A 16,044-nucleotide genomic window follows, 5' to 3' on the forward strand; every position below is an offset into this window, starting at 1 on the left:
CACAGACGGCCCAGGCTGAGGTCTAGACAATCTCGCCAGGGCCCTCTTCGACTAGGCGTTCCGCCGCGGTCACGGCCTCATCAGCACTGGCCGTTTCGAGCACCGTGCCCCATCCCTCGGCGTGCACGACGTAGGTCCCTTCAGGAGTGAGTGCGATGGACACCGGGAGGACGTCGCCCTCACCTGCCCAAAAGCGAGGGCCGGTACTGAAGCAAAGCGCGGCGTGACTGGTGAAGGGGTGGAAGCGCCCCAGTGTGCTATTCCGGGCTCTGTCCACCAGGGCCTCCATGATGGGCGGAACCCAAATTGTGGTGGAGGTGCGAGACCGGTCATCCCAGCTCGCCGCCGCACGCGCCTGAAAGTCCCACCCTGCCTCGACCGAGTCGCAGGCCTTGCGCTCTTGCTCCATCGTCCGGTCCCCCTCCAAAGTACTTGCAGCACGCTAACTCGCAGGTGCGGTAGCGGTTCGGATGGTGTCTGGCCCCTGCAGGCGGCCCTCCCCCAGTAGAACCACCCACGAGACCCGAAGCAGATCTGGTCAGATCTCGTCGGTCTGGCTTCCGACCAACCAGGCTGCACTATTGCCTCGCGACACGTCCCTGACCAGCAGCGGAACAGTTGGCGTTGGCTACTGGCCGTCAGCTTTGGCTAACCTCGGACGGCCCCGAGACGGCCCAAGATTTCCTGACTGCCGACAGCAACCCTCATCAGGGTGCCGCGTTCACGGAAGGTCCCTCAGGTGCTGGGCCGGCGCCTGAGGTGATAGTGCGAACGAGCGCCTGACCTCCGACTCCCAGCTGACGACTTCCCCAGAGCGAGGCAGGGATGAGCGCAACCGCTGCACCCACACCTGCCGCCGCTGCCAACGGCACACCAAGGGCGGCTGCGATTCCGCTCAGAGCCAGTGATGCAGCTACGCCTAGCGCCAGAAGGACGGCGTCCTTCCTTTTCAGCCGATGATCCACTTCCGGGTTTTCGCGAGCAGTGAATCCATTAAGATCACTTTCATCCAAAAGGCCATACCACTGTTCATTTGACAGCGCCACAAGGATGGAATTCAGCATTTTGGCCAGGGGCAATACTTCTCGCTTGCCATCTCGAAGAACCCTCACCATCTGGGCATCTAGCGCCTGGGCAACTCTCGAAATATGTGCAGACATGCTCGGCATTCGCGCCGGATAATATGTCATATGCCCTTGCGCGGCAAACGTTTCTAGCTGATCCACCATTCTACTCACAGTCGAATCGAGCCCGAGAAACGACCCCTTGCCACCCTGCGACATCATGCAAAACATGATGGCAATGACGCAATTATGGAAAGCCTCCAGGTCGGATGCAGCCCTAGACCTGAGCTCCAGCGCCACCCTGGAGGCGCGCATCAGCACCGCGGCAATTACAAAAGACCCGGCAAGGATGGAAATCTGCCCCCAGTACCACCACTCCTTGTGGTAATCACCTGGCACTAGAAATAGATTCGACTGGAGAAATTTCGACGGCACGATAATAATGCTGACCGCAAGGCCTACAAGCGGAGCCAGGATCGCGATGATCGATCCCCTCAGGTGAGACCGCATAGCCCTCTTGTGCGAAACACGCCGCCATCGGGCGAAGCTCTGCATTGCAATGGGATCAACCCTAGGATGGAGAGACAGGGAGCGGAATGCCCGATAGGCGCCCGATGTCTCCGATTGGGCCGCCTTATTTATCTTCCGAGCCGCCCTTGATCCGACCTTCTTGAATCTTTCGAGCCGGGCCATCCTTGGCAGTATCGAAAGAAGCGTACGGCAGGCCAAGAATATCGTAATCGGCACGGCGAATGCCGAGAGGGAAATTAGTATGACAAGATGCTCTTTATCACTGAAGCTCACTCGACCACGCCAATTCAGATCACTAAAGATTCAAATTTCGAAGCGCCATGCCCGGAGAATCAAGAGTTCGACGCCCTAAGGTAAGAGCTAGCGGTTCGAGTCATACGACCAGGTATTTCCGGTGCCCTTATACTGGGACACGGGGATCGGAACCACACCAGCCCTCATGCGAGCCGTGTAGAGCACCCCTTCGAGGTGATCAATCTCGTGCGCTACCAATCGGGCTACTGCATCCTGGAAAAGCGTGATTTGGACCTCTCCGCTAACTGTCTGGTGCTCGACAGTTATGCCACGCGGCCGCGGAACGACGCCTCGAACGTCAAAGAAGCTCCAGCAGCCTTCATACTGATCATCAACCTCAGCGGACTCCTCGATGATTCTGGGATTCAGGAGCGTGATGGTCTCTGCGTCGGCTGTCCGGACAATAGCCGCAGCGCGGTCAATTCCGAGCTGGGGAGCGGCCACGCCCATGCCCTTGCTGAAGACGTGGATTCCCGCAGCGCGCTCGGCCGCCGAGTTCAGCTCGGCCACGACCCGCCGGACGTCCTCAGCTTCCGCCGGCAGGTCGAACGGGCGGGCCCGGTTGGTCAGGATCGGGTCGCCGGCCTGAATGACGCCGATCGATCGCATTTTCTCGCTGGCAGCGGTCGGGTTCATGGGCGGCCTGGTCTCCTCGGTTTCGGGGCGCGCGCGGAACTTCCACTCAAGCCGGTAGCGGGCGTGCAGCGGTGGGTCGTCGGTGGTCCAGGAGTAGATACGCCGGTCCCCTGCCGGGGCCTGGTGGATGGCGGTGCGGAAGGGAAACGCGGCGGCGGTCATGGTGGTCTCGGTCCCCCAGACCGCCGGGTCGAGGGCCTCTGGGAAGTCCAGCCGAACGCTCAGCCGCTCGGTAGGAAGCCGCACGGCACGCTGGAACCAGGTGCCCCACTTGTCATCGCTGACTGTGTACGAGTACTCGATCCAGGTGGTCTCGCCCGGGTAGAGCGGGTAGCGCCCGTGCTCGTTCTCGAAGAGCAGCCATAGTTCCTTGAAGGCGTCCCGGTCGTGCTTCACGCGCCATCCGACAGGCTCGTTCCCCACCTTCACTGTCAGATCGATCTCGTCCCAGGTGAGCGGGTTCTCGCGGTAGAGGCGGTTGGATCGCTCCGGGTTACCCGGGTAGCGGTCGACAGAGATACGGATCAGGTACCGGGTGATCGGGTCCGGGCTGGCGTTGTAGAGCTGCCGCCGCTGAGTCGCTCGATAGGTTCGCCCGTCGTAGAACAGCTCTGCGTCGTCGTGCTGCACGATCAGGCTCGCCGGCTGCGCTTCCCCGGCGGATTGGTCCGCCACCGCGCGAGGCTGGTGCTCCGGCCGCACGGACGACTCAACTTCCGCAAAGGCCCTCCGTAGCGCGCCACCGGTGTGCAGGACACGGTCGGCCTGCTCGGTGAACGGCCGCGAGGGGCGCTGCTGGCCGCTCTCCACCTTCGAGACGTACGAGGGCGTGTACCCGACGGCTTTGGCCAGCGCGGACTGCGAGACACCTCGCACGTCTCGCCAGCGCTTCAGCTCGGCGACGAACGGCTCCGTGACCTGTGGCTCGCTTGGCATCTCGTCCCCCCGGCTGTGCCTATGAGTGAGCTGTGAGTGATTGGCATTCAGCCTGCAATCACTACCGTGAGCTGCGCTTTGCTTACTGCGTCAGGACGGAAACCTACCGGACGGAGAGACAGTTGGCGGCCGTGGAAACCAACCCTGAGTTGACGCTGGATCAGCAGCGCTCGTTGTCACTCGCCCTGCCGGGCCAGCACCGCCTCCACTTCGGCAAGCCTCTCCGACAGACGCCGAACCTCGGCTTCGAGTGCGTCCACTCGATCCACTGGCGCATCGGCGGCCTGCACGGCAGGGGCCAGTTCGCCGGCCTGCCGGACAAAGGTGCCGCGACCCTGAGTCGAGGAGACCAACCCCTCTTCCCGGAGCACGCGGACGCCACTGGAAGCGGTCATGACCGCCACCTTGAAGCGGTCGGCCAACTGGCGGGCCGAAGGGAGCTTCTGGCCCGGCTGGAGCTTGCCCGATCGGATCTCCTCCCGGAGCGCATCGGCAACCTGGATGTAGGGGGCGCGGTGGTCGTCGGTGGAGACAGTCATGGGTCCAGCGTATCCACTAGCACAAGCCAGCACACCTAGTCCCATTCGCTTGACAGGTTGATACACCTAGGTCAGGCTAGGTGTCACAGCGAAGCCCTGAAAACGCTGTGGAGCGGCGCCTTTCCGCCAAGTCAGCACGCCGCTCCACGCCCCAGTGAAGGGAGTTCCATCATGCACGCAACGCTCTCCGCTCCGCAGCTCTCCCCCGCCTCCGCGCCCCTGTCCGGCACCGCCCGTGCGGTGGCGCTGTACGCCTCGGACATGCCGGACCACAGCCGTTTCAGCGCGGCCGGTGAGGCGCAGACCGAGGCGTGGATCGCGCAGGGCATCGAGCGCCTGGGGCTGGAGCAGGTTCAGGCGGACGGCGAGTTCCTGCGGTCGTTCCACCTGTCCCTGATGCGCTTGGAGGACGGCACGGCGGACCACCGGGCCTTCCGGCGGCGTTTCCCGTCCAAGCGTCGGATCTCCAGCGCCGAGGACATGGCGGCCATGCTCATCTGGGTCCAGTCGGAGCGCGCCGACGCGCAGCGCGCCAAGGCCGTCCCGTTCCCGTACGCGGTGCGGTCCTCCGAGGAACTGGCCGCCGAAGGCTGGATGGCCGCATAGCGCCCGGATGCTCACGGGCGCTCACCGACCACTCACCGCCCCGCGGCCAAAGCCCCAGCGGCCGGGCGGCGCGGCCTGATGAGCAGCCGTGAGTACGGTCTCGACTGTCCCCGACTCCCCGGTTCCGGGATCGGCCGATCCACGCAGGCCAGACCCCGACCGGTACCCGACTTGGCACCACCGCCCGACCGCCCCGCGAGCGCTCCATGAGCGCTCGTGAGCGTCGGCGGGTATCCGACCCGATCCTGTTCCAGCTTGCTGCCCGACTGAGGAGACCCGCATGGACACCACCGTGCCGCCGAACACCGACCCGACCCCGGCCCCGAGCGCGCTCACGGACCCGACCGACTACCTGACGGTGCCCCAGGTGGCCTTCGCCCTGCGGCTGTCGCAGGAGACCGTCTGGCGCATGGCCCGCAGCGGCCACCTGACCTCCTACCGGGTCGGCAACGGCCGGGGCCAGGTCCGCATCTCCCGCGACGCGTTCCGCGCCTACCTGGCCGCCACCGGACTGCCCGCCGGCCTGTCCGCCGTCGCCGCCGCAGCCCCCTCCAGCAGCCGCGAGCGGTCCCCCTGGACCAAAACGGGCCGCTGACGGACGCGACCACCGACCGCACGGCACTCGCAGCGCTCGAACGGCAAGAAGAGCACCGGTCCGCCCCGGCGCGGGGTGCTCCTCTTGCTGTTCGGCGAAGCCGCCCAAGGTCGTGCCGCGAAGCGGCTCCTCCTTTCGTTCTGAGAGAGCGCCGAAGTACAAGAAACAGCCCCTCTTTTTTCCTAAGTAGGAAGACGCTGCGTCACCTTCGTCACCCGGGCCGAAAAACGGCCCCTGACCTGCGGCAACAAGGGTGACGCAGACGGCCGTCTCTGCGTCATCTCTGCGTCACTGCGTCACCTCCATGACGCAGCCCGCGTCACCCGGTGACGCACGCCACCGATCCCCCGATCTCTGCGTCACCAAAAAACCGCAGGTCAGAGCCCTGAATGACGCTGATGTCGCAGTGACGCAGAAATCCCTACCTGGGACACACGCACCACGCCCCTGGACCCGCTCCCCCACTACCTCCCACCCACCACCCACCCGCCCCGGGAAGCCGCTCCCACCCCCGTACACGCCCGTTCCACGTCCTTCCGCGTGTGGGGGGTGGGTGGGGGGAGCCCCGGCCTCGCAGCAGAGAGCCGTCCGGAACCCGCTAACGCTAGCGGGGCAGGCCGCTAGCGTTAGCGGCCCCGTTAGCGGCCCGCACCGGTCTTGACCAGATAGTTAGCGGTTAGCGGCGCCCCCGGCTGGCAGCCCGGAATCCCGCCCCGAGCGGGGGATTCGCGGCAGGGAGGACGCCGGGAGGCAGGGAGTTCTCCCTGACCGCCTCCCTGATCCCGACATCCCGCCCTGGCCAGCACAAACCGCCTCCCAGGGAGGCAGGGAGACCACCCGCCACGCAGCCCGGACCCCATCGAAACCGCCCCGCCCGGCCGCCCCGGGCACCTCCCTCCCCGTCTCACAGGCGCCACGCCGGCACCCCGCCGGGCCTGCTATCGATAGCCCGTCCGCCCGCTATCGATAGCAGGCGCGATAGCAGCCCACCCGGGCCCTGAGCAGATAGCAGGCCCACCGGCCCGAACCTCCGAAACGGCCCCAGCCCGCCGATCACGCACAGCTACTCGGTAGTGGGTAGTGGGGCGCCCCAGTAGACGCCCCAGGAGCCCCCGGGCGCCGAAATCGACTCTCCTATCGGGGATTCCCCAGTACCCACTACCCAGTAGAGCTACAGGGCGTGACCGGACCGCCGATGGGCGCCCCGGCCGCTTGCGCAAGCGCCCAGCCGTGCTTGCGCAAGCACCACCGATAGCGGCCCAGCCCGCAACGACCAGCAGGAAAGCAGCAAGCACCCCTGCCCGGCAGCCGTCGGAGGCCGGCCCATTCCCGCCCCAGCGACCCGCGAGGAGAGCGCAGCATGCCCCGCCGCACCGCCAGCGTCACCGCACTGCCCACCTCCCCGTCGGCCGAACCCCTCGCCCTGCCCGCACGGTTCCTCACCCCCGAGGACGTCGCCGCGCTGTTCGGCGTGCCCCTGGAGACCGTCTACCAGTGGCGCCGCAAGCGCACCGGCCCGCCCGGATTCCGCGCCGGCCGCCACGTCCGCTACCACCCCGACGCCGTCGCCCGGTGGGTCGCCGACCAGAGCAACCCCGCCGCGTGACCCGCGCTACCGGTAGCGGCCCATCCCGCTACCGGTAGCACCACCGCTAGCACCCCACACCCCACCTGAGCAGGCCGCTAGCAGCCAGCGGCCTACCTCAGTGCGCCCCAAAACAGGCCCACCACGGGCCCACGCACCCCAAGCCCACACCCGCTACCCCCGAGGAGCAGGCCCACCCATGGCCGGACACATCCAGGACCGCTGGTACAAGACCGAGACCGGCCCCGACGGCATGCCCCGGAAGGTCCGCACCGACCGCTACGGCAACGGCTCTCGCTACCGGGCCCGCTACGTCGGCCCCGACGGCAGCGAGAAGAGCAAGTCGTTCGCGGACCGGGAGCGCCGTCTCGCGGAGCAGTGGCTCGCCCAAGTGCACGCCGACATGTCGCGGGGCCAGTACATCGACCCCAGGGCCGCCCGGACGACGTTCCAGCAGTTCGCCGAACGGTGGCTCAAGATGCAGACCACGGACCCCGCCACTCAGGTCCTCGTGGAGACCCACCTCCGCCTGCACGTCTTCCCTCGCATCGGGCGGCGCCCCCTCGACTCGTTCCGCCCGTCCCACATCCAGGAGCTGGTCAAGCAGCTGGAGGCCAGCCCGATCACCGGCGGGTACGCCCGCAACATCTACTCCGACGTGCGCGCGGTGCTCTCTGCCGCTGTGGACGACGGCCTACTGAGCCGGAACCCGTGTGGAGCGAAGTCGGTGCGGCCTCCGACGGTGGAGGCCCGGCGGGTCGTGCCGTGGCTCCCGGAGCAGGTGTTCGCGGTGCGGGCCGCGCTCCCGGAGCGGTACCAGGCGATGGCGGATCTCGGTGCCGGATGCGGCCTGCGCCAGGGCGAGATCATCGGCTTGGCGGAAGACGACTCCCTGGACTTCGAGGCGGGCGCGGTGCGTGTCCTGCGACAGGTGAAGCTCATCCGGGGAAAGGCTGTCTTCGCTCCGCCGAAGTGCAACAAGGAGCGTGACGTGCCGCTCCCCCAGTCGGTGGCCGCCGCTGTCCGAGCCCACATGGACGCATGCAAGCCGGTCCCCGTGACGCTGCCGTGGAAGACCCCGGACGGGCCGAAGGTGACCTTCCGCCTGCTCTTTACCAACACCGCGGGCGGTCTGGTCTGGCGGAGCAACTTCAACCTCCAGGAGTGGAAGCCCGCCATCGCGGCCGCTGGCCTCATCCCGACGCCGCGTCCGGGCGAGCGCCACGCCCCTGCACGGGAGCACGGCATGCATGCCCTCCGACACTTCTACGCTTCGGTGCTGCTGGACGCCGGGGAGAGCCTCCGGGCCGTGAGTGACTATCTGGGCCACGCCGATCCGGCCCTGACCCTGCGGGTGTACGCGCACCTCATGCCGAACAGCCAGGATCGGACCCGGAACGCGGTGGATCGGCTCTTCCAGTCAGGCGGCTGAAGCATCCACTACCCGCGGGCCGGTGTCGGGTCGGTTCTGGCAGAACCGACCCGACACCGGTCTAAGCCGGTTCTGCCAGAACCGGAGGTACAGCCCGCTGCGAGGTTAGCCCCCGATCGGGACCACGTTGCACGCGTTGTACGCCGAGCCCGAAACGCCGCCCTGCTGCCACGGTGCAGGGCAGGGGATGTTGAGGTTGACCAGAGGGGCACTTACGGAACCCACGAGCGCTTCCGCCCCACCGAGGACGGGCGCGGCGATCTGGCCGAAGCCGCTCGGCTCGGCGATGGGCACCGGGGCCGCGGCGGCCGCGGTGCCGCTACAGAGGATTGCTGCGCCAGCCAGCAGCGCAGCTGCCCCTAGCTTTGTTCCACGCATCAGGTTGCTCCGTTCGTCGATGACGGCACCCGGAGGGGTGTCGATCACGAGAACGCAGTCGACTTGGTCTTGGTCACGCCGAACTAGTCTGGTCAGCCCAAACCATCGATTGACGGCCCCGAGACGGCCCAGCACTGACACAGAAGCCCCCTTCCAGCGGAGAAACCGCAGGCAGGGGGCTTTTCGTCGCCTTCCCGGAGCATGTTCTCCGGGCTTAGGCATGGTGCATCCAGTGTCGCAGATGCCGCGAGTCACCCCGGCTCTCACTCGGGGAGGAGGACTCGGCGGCGGGCCCTGCCTGTCATCGTTGGCCGCCCTTGCACGGCCCGGAGACGGCCCGGACGGCCCGGACAGCCCCGGCCGAACCGCAGGCGAAGGTTCGCCTCGGCCCGTGTTCGCCGACCGCACCAACCCCCGGAACCCGCGGCGCCGGCTGCGCCCTGCATCGGGGAATGCACGGCGAGTCGCTTCGCGGCGGTCTCCGGGGAGCCAGACAATGCGGGATCAGAGCGACATACCCGGCAGCAGGCGAGCAAGGGCGGCCATGAGCAGCGCAACCGAACGAGACGGCCGGCCCGTTCACCGGGGGAAGGTGATGAGCTGGCTGTCGAAGGTGTTCGAACTCAACCACGCGGGCGTGAACTGGCGGCGAGCCGTGGTGTTCCTGGACGTCGGGCTGGTGCCGCTGATCGTCTTCTGGGCGATCGGGCATGAGGTGTACCTGCTCAGCGCCCTGTTCGGCATGCTGTTCACGTCGCTGGCCGACCCGGGTGGCGGGTTCGGGTACCGCGCGTCGCACAACGCCGTCTTCGCGCTGATCGGCGCGGGGATCACTGCGCTGGCGTTCGGGATCGGGGGCGAGGCCTGGGGGTGGCTGGCGCTCGCGGCCTTCGTGGTCACGCTGGTGGCCGACCTGGCCCTCACGTTCGGGGTGCACAGGTTCGTCAATGCCATGCTGCTCAACGTCTGGTTCATCGTCGCCGTCGGGCTCGCGTTCAACCTCCACCATGCCGCCCGCATCACCAGTTACACCTGGGCCCAGGTGGTCGCCTGGGCGGGTGGGGCAGCACTGTGGATCCTGATGACGTTCGTCGAGTGGCTGATCCGCGGCCGCCGGGACCTGCCCCAGCCGTTCGTCGAGATCCCCGGAGACACCTCGCACAAGAAGCTGACCCCGCCGGTCGTCGTGTTCGTGGTGCTCCGCGCCCTGGTCATCGGCGGCACCGTCGCCCTCGCGTTCGGACTGGACCTGCAGTACGGCTACTGGATCCCGATCGCGGCCATCATCGCGATGAAGCCCAACCTGGAGCAGAGCACCCTCGTCTCCGCCCAGCGCCTTTCGGGTGCGTTCATCGGCGCCATCGCGGCCGCGCTGCTGCTCCTGCTGCCCGCCAGCGAGACCGGCCTCCGATTCTTCGCGATGACGCGCGGGCTGGAGGTCGTCGCGCTCGTCCTCTTCGTGCACGCCGTCGGGATCCGCTTCCTGAACTACGCCCTCTACTCCGCCGCCATCGCCGCCGGCGCGCTCATCCTGGCCGACCTGCCGCAGCCCTCCCACTACGCCGCCGAGGGCTACCGGGTGCTGTGGACGGTGTGCGGCGCCGGTATCAGCCTGGTCGTCATGCTGCTGGCGGGCCTGCTCGCCAAACGCGCCGCCCAACGGCAGCAACGATCGGCCTGAACGCGCCGGCCTCCGCCGCGTGGTGATGGAAGTCGGACCTGTCCGTCTCGGCCTTAGCTCTTCACCCCTTGCGGGCGCGACCGAGGACGGCAAAGCCCGAACCGGGGAGAAGACAGGAGGCGGGGCGCGCACCGCAGGCACGGCGCCCCGAACATCGTGAGGCTACGTCTGGTACTGCAGGGAGCCGGGAATCCTGGCCGGTGATCTCCGATCCCGCCCTGAGGTGCCTTCCCCGTGGGCTCCACCTACCCCGTCCGCCGAGCGGAGCGAGGCGCCTTGAGCAACAGCCACCGCTCGGCAGGACCAGCCCCATAGCTCCACACCTGACCGGTCCCCCGGCACTCGGAGACGGGGGACCGGCTCCACGCCAGGCCGCATTCGGGCCGTGTACAGGACGCCTCAAGATGGTCGATCTCATGGGCAACCAGGCGCACAACGGCATTCTCGAAGATGGTGATCCGACGCTGACCATCGATCTCCTGGTGTTCGACCGTGATGGCGCGCGGTCGGGGAACCATGCCGCGCACGTCAAAGAAGCTCCAGCAGCCCTCGTACTGCTCGTCGGTCTCGGCTGACTCCTCGATCACCCGGGGGTTCAGCAGGGTGATGGTCTCGGCGTCTGCGGTCCGAACGATGGCCACCGCACGGTCGATGCCAAGCTGAGGCGCAGCTACTCCCATTCCCTTGCTGAAGAGGTGGATGCCCGCGGCGCGCTCGGCTGCCGAGCAGACCCGACCCGGAATCCGTATGGAGCGAAGTCGGTCCGGCCCCCGGCAGTCGAGGCCGACGGGTCGTGCCCTGGCTCCCGGAGCAGGTGTTCGCGGTACGGGCCGCGCTCCCGGACCGGTACCAGGCGATGGCGGATCCCGGTGCCGGGTGCGGTCTCCGTCAAGGCGAGATCATCGGCCTGGCGGAGGACGCTGCTGGAGCCGCTCCAGTGCCTGCCCGGTGGCGTTCACGGATGCCACGGTACCCACCGGGCCACACCCCTTCACGCCGCGAGCCCCGGGCGGTGGACGCCCGGGGCTCGCGGTGGTGGAACAGGTGGCGCGGGATCAGCCGCCGACGAAGGCCGCGAGCAGCAACCAGGCCACCGGGGCCGTCGGCAGCAGCGAGTCGAGCCGGTCCATGATGCCGCCGTGGCCCGGCAGCAGGGTGCCCATGTCCTTGATGCCCATGTCGCGCTTGATCATGGACTCGGCCAGGTCGCCCAGGGTGGCGGTGACCGCCGCACAGCCGCCCAGGATCAGGCCCTGCCACCAGGCACCGCCGTCGATCGCGTACTCCATCAGCAGCGCGCCCGCGATCATCGACAGGCCGATGCCGCCGGCCAGGCCCTCCCGGGTCTTGCCCGGACTGATCGTCGGCGCGAGCTTGTTCCGCCCGAACTTGTAGCCCACGGCGTAGGCGCCGGTGTCACTGCAGATGGTGACCACGAGGAAGATCAGGATCCGCCAGGCACCGTCCTCGGCGGCCAGCATCAGCGCCACGAAGGTCGCCAGGAACGGGACGTAGAAGGCGGTGAACACACCCGCCGTGACGTCCCGCAGGTAGTCCTCCGGGGGCTTGCTCATCCGCCACACGAGCACGGCCAGGCCGGTGAGCGCCAGGACTGCGGACGCCCACTGCCCGCCCGCGGTGTAGCCGACGAGCGGCATCGCCACCGCGCCGGCGATCAGCGGGACCATCGGCACGTGCACGCCCTTGGTCTCCGCCAGGCGGGAGTTCAGCTCCCAGACGCCCACCGCGACGGCCGCGACCACGACCACCAGGAAGAGCGCCTTGACGAAGAACAGCGAGGCGACGATCACTGCGCCGAGGCCGACCCCCACGCCTATCGCGGCAGGCAGATTGCGGCCGCCGCGCTGCTTGCGGGGCTGCTGGTCGGTTGGGGCCACGGGTGTCTCCTGCGCGGGGGGCATGGTCCGATTCTGTGCCGCAGTGCCCCTTCGGTACACCACAGGCTGCTGCGAGTGACCCGTTCGGGGCCGACGGAGGTCGTCGGCACGGGGGCCACCCGCAGCAGAGAACTCGGTGGCGAGCGTTTCGGTTCCGCCCCGGATGCCCTGGGCGTCGGGGGCGTCGTTCATCAGACCTCGAGGAGCTCGGCTTCCTTGTGCTTCAGCAGCTCGTCGATCTGGGCCACGTAACGGGCCGTGACGTCGTCGAGCTCCTTCTCGCCGCGGCGGCCCTCGTCCTCGCCGACCTCGCCGTCCTTGACGAGCTTGTCGATGGCGTCCTTGGCCTTGCGGCGGATGGAACGGATCGAGACCTTGGCGTCCTCGCCCTTGCCGCGCGCGACCTTGATGTACTCCTTGCGGCGCTCCTCGGTCAGCTGCGGGAACACCACGCGGATGATGGAGCCGTCGTTGGACGGGTTGACGCCGAGGTCCGAGTCGCGGATCGCGGTCTCGATGTTGCGCAGCGCGCTCTTGTCGAACGGCGTGATGACGGCCATCCGCGGCTCCGGCACGGAGAACGACGCGAGCTGGTTGATCGGCGTCAGGGCGCCGTAGTAGTCCGCGACGATCTTGTTGAACATCGCCGGGTGGGCACGGCCGGTCCGGATGGCGGCGAAGTCGTCCTTGGCGACGGCGACGGCCTTCTCCATCTTCTCCTCGGCCTCGAGGAGGGTCTCTTCGATCACTGTCTGCTCCCTGTCCGGTTCATCTGCTGTAGTCCCGTACCGGTGCCCCGGACGGCTGATTGCTGCTCAGGGCCGGGCGGCTTCCTGGCTGATGAGTGTGCCGATCTTCTCACCCTTCACCGCCCGGGCGATATTGCCCTCGGCCAGCAGCTCGAAGACCAGGATCGGCAGGTCGTTGTCCTTGCACAGGGTGATGGCCGTCAGGTCCGCCACCTTGAGGTCGCGGGCGATCACCTCGGTGTAGTCCAGCGAGTCGAACCGGACCGCCGCCGCGTTGGTGCGCGGGTCGGAGTCGTAGACGCCGTCGACGCCGTTCTTGCCCATCAGCAGCACCTCGGCGTGGATCTCCAGCGCGCGCTGCACCGCCGTCGTGTCGGTGGAGAAGTACGGCATGCCCATACCGGCGCCGAAGATCACCACACGGCCCTTCTCCAGGTGCCGCACCGCGCGCAGCGGCAGGTAGGGCTCGGCGACCTGGCCCATCGTGATGGCGGTCTGCACGCGGGTCTCGATGCCTTCCTTGATCAGGAAGTCCTGCAGCGCCAGGCAGTTCATCACGGTGCCGAGCATGCCCATGTAGTCCGAGCGGGCCCGGTCCATGCCGCGGACCTGCAGCTCCGCACCCCGGAAGAAGTTACCGCCGCCGATCACCACGGCGACCTCGGTGCCGGCGCGGACGACGGTGGCGATCTCGCGGGCGATGGCGTGCACCACGTCCGGGTCCACGCCAAGGCCGCCGCCGCCGGCGAAGGCCTCACCCGACAGCTTGAGCAGCACCCGGCGGCGCGAACCGTCCTGCGTGTCCCGGCCGGTCTCCAGCGTCTCCTGCATGGACTTCTCCTTCTCCACCTGCGGACTCGCAGGGCTGCATGTGCTGCTCACAACACCGGGAGTGCGGTGCCCGGCTCTGTGCGTACGCGCTGGGCGCGTACACGCGAGGAGGCCACTGCCGCGGGAACCGGTACGGTGTCCTGCACGGCAATGGCCTCCTCGTCGTTCATGGTGCCGACGCGCCCCCCGAGGGGTGCTGGAGAGCCCGATCGGCGCGTTCCCGGCCGCTGCTGCGGCCCGGCGCGCTTCCTACCTTAGGCCGGAAGCGCCGGGGAACGGGTTTCAGGCGCCGACGCGGAAGCGGACGAAGCGCTTGAGGGCGACGCCGTTCTCCTCGAGGACCTTGGCGACGGTCTTCTTGTTGTCCTTGGCGAACGCCTGCTCCAGGACGGAGTTCTCCTTGACGAAGCCGGTGACGCGACCCTCGACGATCTTCGGCAGGGCGGCCTCGGGCTTGCCCTCCTCGCGAGCGGTGGCCTCGGCGACGCGGCGCTCGTTCTCGAGGTCCTCGGCCGGGATGTCCTCGCGGGAGAGGTACTTCGGCGCGAAGGCGGCGATGTGCTGCGCGACGTCCTTGGCGACCTCGGCGTTCTCCTTGTCGAGCTCGACGAGGACACCGATGGTCGGCGGGAGGTCCGGGTCCGACTTGTGCATGTAGACGCCGACGAAGCCGTCGCCGTCGAACTGCGCGAAGCGACGGAAGACGATCTTCTCGCCGAGGGTGGCGTTGGCCTCGTCCACGAACTGCTGGACGGTCTGGCCGGCGGCGATCTCGGAGGCCAGGGCGGCCTCGAGGTCGGCCGGGGAGGTGGCGGCGACGTGCGCGGCGATCGCGTTGGCGACCTCGACGAACTTGCCACCCTTGGCGACGAAGTCGGTCTCGCAGTTCAGCTCGACCAGGACGCCGGCCTTGTTGCCCTCGGCGATCAGCGAGGCGACGGCGCCGTTGGAGGCGTCACGGCCCTCGCGCTTGGCAACGCCCTTCTGGCCCTTGATGCGGAGGAGCTCGACGGCCTTCTGGACGTCACCCTCGGCCTCGTCCAGGGCCTTCTTGCAGTCCATCATGCCGGCGCCGGTGAGCTCACGGAGCTTCTTGACGTCCGCGGCGGTGAAGTTCGCCATGGTGTGATCTCTTCTCACGTCTCGCGTGTCTGCGTGGGGTGGTGCGGGGCCGGTGGCTCGGCCCCCGCACGGGAGAGAGGGGCACCTACCGGTGTCGTACCCGGTGGGTGCCCCTCACCCTTGGTACGTCAGGCCTGCTCGGCCTCGGCGGCCGGAGCCTCGGCGGCCGGAGCCTCGGCGGCGGGGGCCTCGGCGGGAGCCTCGGTGGCCGCAGCCTCGGCGGCGGGGGCCTCGGCGGCCTTCTGGCCCTCGAGGATGTCCTTCTCCCAGTCGGCCAGCGGCTGGTCGGCGCCCGGCTCGGCCTTCGTGTCGCCCTTGGCGACACCGGCGCGGGACTTCAGGCCCTCGGCGACGGCGTCGGCGATCACACGGGTCAGCAGGGTGACGGAGCGGATCGCGTCGTCGTTGCCCGGGATCTTGTAGTCGACCTCGTCCGGGTCGCAGTTGGTGTCGAGGATGGCGACGACCGGGATGTTGAGCTTCCGGGCCTCGCCGACCGCGATGTGCTCCTTCTTGGTGTCCACGATCCAGACGGCGCTGGGAACGCGCTGCATGTCGCGGATACCGCCGAGGGTCTTCTCCAGCTTGTCGTACTCACGCTGGAGGACCAGGAGCTCCTTCTTGGTGAGGCCGGAACCGGCCACATCCGTGAAGTCGATCTCGCTGAGCTCCTTGAGGCGCTGCAGACGCTTGTAGACGGTCGAGAAGTTGGTCAGCATGCCGCCGAGCCAGCGCTGGTTCACGTAGGGCATGCCCACGCGGGTGGCCTGCTCGGCGATGGCCTCCTGGGCCTGCTTCTTGGTGCCGACGAAGAGGATGCTGCCGCCGTGGGCAACGGTCTCCTTGACGAACTCGAAGGCGCGGTCGATGTAGTTCAGCGACTGCAGGAGGTCGATGATGTAGATGCCGTTGCGCTCCGTGAAGATGAAGCGCTTCATCTTCGGGTTCCAACGACGGGTCTGGTGACCGAAGTGGACGCCGCTCTCCAGCAGCTCCCGCATCGTGACGACGGCCATGGCCGTGCTCCTCAGGTTTTGCGCCCGGCGAGCCGCTCCGCGGAGGAGACGGGGAACCGGGTCTCTCGGTTGTGTCCGCGGCGGCCGGGTGACCACCACGCCTGACGCCCCGGGCGTGCCAAGCCGCCGCGGCCTGGGCGGCACTGGGCCG

The 16,044-nt window shown here is 68.0% G+C and carries 16 protein-coding genes and 1 pseudogene; 6 read left to right on the forward strand and 11 right to left on the reverse strand.

Annotated elements, in window-relative coordinates:
• Nucleotides 1–22 precede the first annotated feature (22 nt).
• The 4 genes from ABD353_RS40490 to ABD353_RS20530 all read right to left on the reverse strand — a co-directional run bounded on the left by ABD353_RS40490 (nucleotide 23) and on the right by ABD353_RS20530 (nucleotide 4,000).
• Entirely contained in the window at nucleotides 23–409 is a 387-nt protein-coding gene (locus ABD353_RS40490; protein ID WP_425555211.1) for a DUF6193 family natural product biosynthesis protein, read from the reverse strand.
• 298 nt (nucleotides 410–707) lie between these two features.
• Entirely contained in the window at nucleotides 708–1,574 is an 867-nt protein-coding gene (locus tag ABD353_RS20520; RefSeq protein WP_344625112.1) for a hypothetical protein, read from the reverse strand.
• A 381-nt stretch (nucleotides 1,575–1,955) separates the two neighbouring features.
• Entirely contained in the window at nucleotides 1,956–3,461 is a 1,506-nt protein-coding gene (locus ABD353_RS20525; RefSeq protein WP_344625113.1) for a peptide deformylase, read from the reverse strand.
• Between the two features lie 176 nt (nucleotides 3,462–3,637).
• Nucleotides 3,638–4,000 carry a GntR family transcriptional regulator gene (locus ABD353_RS20530; protein WP_344625114.1) on the reverse strand — a complete coding sequence of 121 codons (363 nt, stop codon included), beginning with the start codon at nucleotides 3,998–4,000 and terminating at the stop codon, nucleotides 3,638–3,640.
• 171 nt (nucleotides 4,001–4,171) lie between these two features.
• Between ABD353_RS20530 and ABD353_RS20535 the strand changes: the two genes are divergently transcribed.
• The 4 genes from ABD353_RS20535 (at nucleotide 4,172) to ABD353_RS20550 (ending at nucleotide 8,218) form a co-directional block, all read left to right on the forward strand.
• Nucleotides 4,172–4,606 (forward strand): hypothetical protein, encoded by a 435-nt coding sequence (locus tag ABD353_RS20535; protein WP_344625115.1) that lies wholly within the window; start codon nucleotides 4,172–4,174, stop codon nucleotides 4,604–4,606.
• Nucleotides 4,607–4,886: 280 nt separating this feature from the next.
• Entirely contained in the window at nucleotides 4,887–5,201 is a 315-nt protein-coding gene (locus ABD353_RS20540; RefSeq protein WP_344625116.1) for a helix-turn-helix domain-containing protein, read from the forward strand.
• 1,360 nt (nucleotides 5,202–6,561) lie between these two features.
• Nucleotides 6,562–6,807 carry a helix-turn-helix domain-containing protein gene (locus ABD353_RS20545; RefSeq protein WP_344625117.1) on the forward strand — a complete coding sequence of 82 codons (246 nt, stop codon included), beginning with the start codon at nucleotides 6,562–6,564 and terminating at the stop codon, nucleotides 6,805–6,807.
• Between the two features lie 178 nt (nucleotides 6,808–6,985).
• The gene (locus ABD353_RS20550) at nucleotides 6,986–8,218 is read left to right on the forward strand and encodes a tyrosine-type recombinase/integrase (protein ID WP_344625118.1); all 1,233 of its coding nucleotides are present in this window, start codon (nucleotides 6,986–6,988) and stop codon (nucleotides 8,216–8,218) included.
• A 105-nt stretch (nucleotides 8,219–8,323) separates the two neighbouring features.
• Here the strand turns inward: ABD353_RS20550 and ABD353_RS20555 are convergent, their stop codons facing one another.
• Nucleotides 8,324–8,644 (reverse strand): hypothetical protein, encoded by a 321-nt coding sequence (locus ABD353_RS20555; RefSeq protein ID WP_344625119.1) that lies wholly within the window; start codon nucleotides 8,642–8,644, stop codon nucleotides 8,324–8,326.
• A 547-nt stretch (nucleotides 8,645–9,191) separates the two neighbouring features.
• Between ABD353_RS20555 and ABD353_RS20560 the strand changes: the two genes are divergently transcribed.
• Nucleotides 9,192–10,277 (forward strand): FUSC family protein, encoded by a 1,086-nt coding sequence (locus ABD353_RS20560; RefSeq protein WP_344625120.1) that lies wholly within the window; start codon nucleotides 9,192–9,194, stop codon nucleotides 10,275–10,277.
• Between the two features lie 245 nt (nucleotides 10,278–10,522).
• Here the strand turns inward: ABD353_RS20560 and ABD353_RS20565 are convergent, their stop codons facing one another.
• Nucleotides 10,523–10,957, reverse strand: a complete 435-nt coding sequence (locus ABD353_RS20565) for a peptide deformylase (protein ID WP_344625121.1) — start codon at nucleotides 10,955–10,957, stop codon at nucleotides 10,523–10,525.
• Nucleotides 10,958–11,011: 54 nt separating this feature from the next.
• Here ABD353_RS20565 and ABD353_RS20570 point away from each other — a divergent pair.
• A pseudogene (locus tag ABD353_RS20570) lies at nucleotides 11,012–11,199 on the forward strand (site-specific integrase); the annotation flags it as partial.
• Nucleotides 11,200–11,332: 133 nt separating this feature from the next.
• Here ABD353_RS20570 and ABD353_RS20575 read toward each other — a convergent pair.
• The 5 genes from ABD353_RS20575 to rpsB form a co-directional block, all read right to left on the reverse strand.
• Nucleotides 11,333–12,367, reverse strand: a complete 1,035-nt coding sequence (locus ABD353_RS20575; RefSeq protein ID WP_344625122.1) for a phosphatidate cytidylyltransferase — start codon at nucleotides 12,365–12,367, stop codon at nucleotides 11,333–11,335.
• Nucleotides 12,367–12,924, reverse strand: a complete 558-nt coding sequence (gene frr, locus ABD353_RS20580; RefSeq protein ID WP_344625123.1) for a ribosome recycling factor — start codon at nucleotides 12,922–12,924, stop codon at nucleotides 12,367–12,369. The genes ABD353_RS20575 and frr overlap by 1 nt, the downstream gene beginning before the upstream one ends.
• A 66-nt stretch (nucleotides 12,925–12,990) precedes the next feature.
• Entirely contained in the window at nucleotides 12,991–13,755 is a 765-nt protein-coding gene (pyrH, locus tag ABD353_RS20585) for a UMP kinase (RefSeq protein ID WP_263103490.1), read from the reverse strand.
• Nucleotides 13,756–14,037: 282 nt separating this feature from the next.
• Nucleotides 14,038–14,877 (reverse strand): translation elongation factor Ts, encoded by an 840-nt coding sequence (tsf, locus tag ABD353_RS20590; RefSeq protein WP_344625124.1) that lies wholly within the window; start codon nucleotides 14,875–14,877, stop codon nucleotides 14,038–14,040.
• 128 nt (nucleotides 14,878–15,005) lie between these two features.
• Nucleotides 15,006–15,893, reverse strand: coding sequence for a 30S ribosomal protein S2 (gene rpsB / locus ABD353_RS20595; protein WP_344625125.1), 888 nt, complete (start codon nucleotides 15,891–15,893; stop codon nucleotides 15,006–15,008).
• Nucleotides 15,894–16,044: the final 151 nt, after the last annotated feature.

Origin of the sequence: Kitasatospora arboriphila (genome assembly GCF_039528095.1) — a bacterium.
Lineage (GTDB): Bacteria > Actinomycetota > Actinomycetes > Streptomycetales > Streptomycetaceae > Kitasatospora > Kitasatospora arboriphila.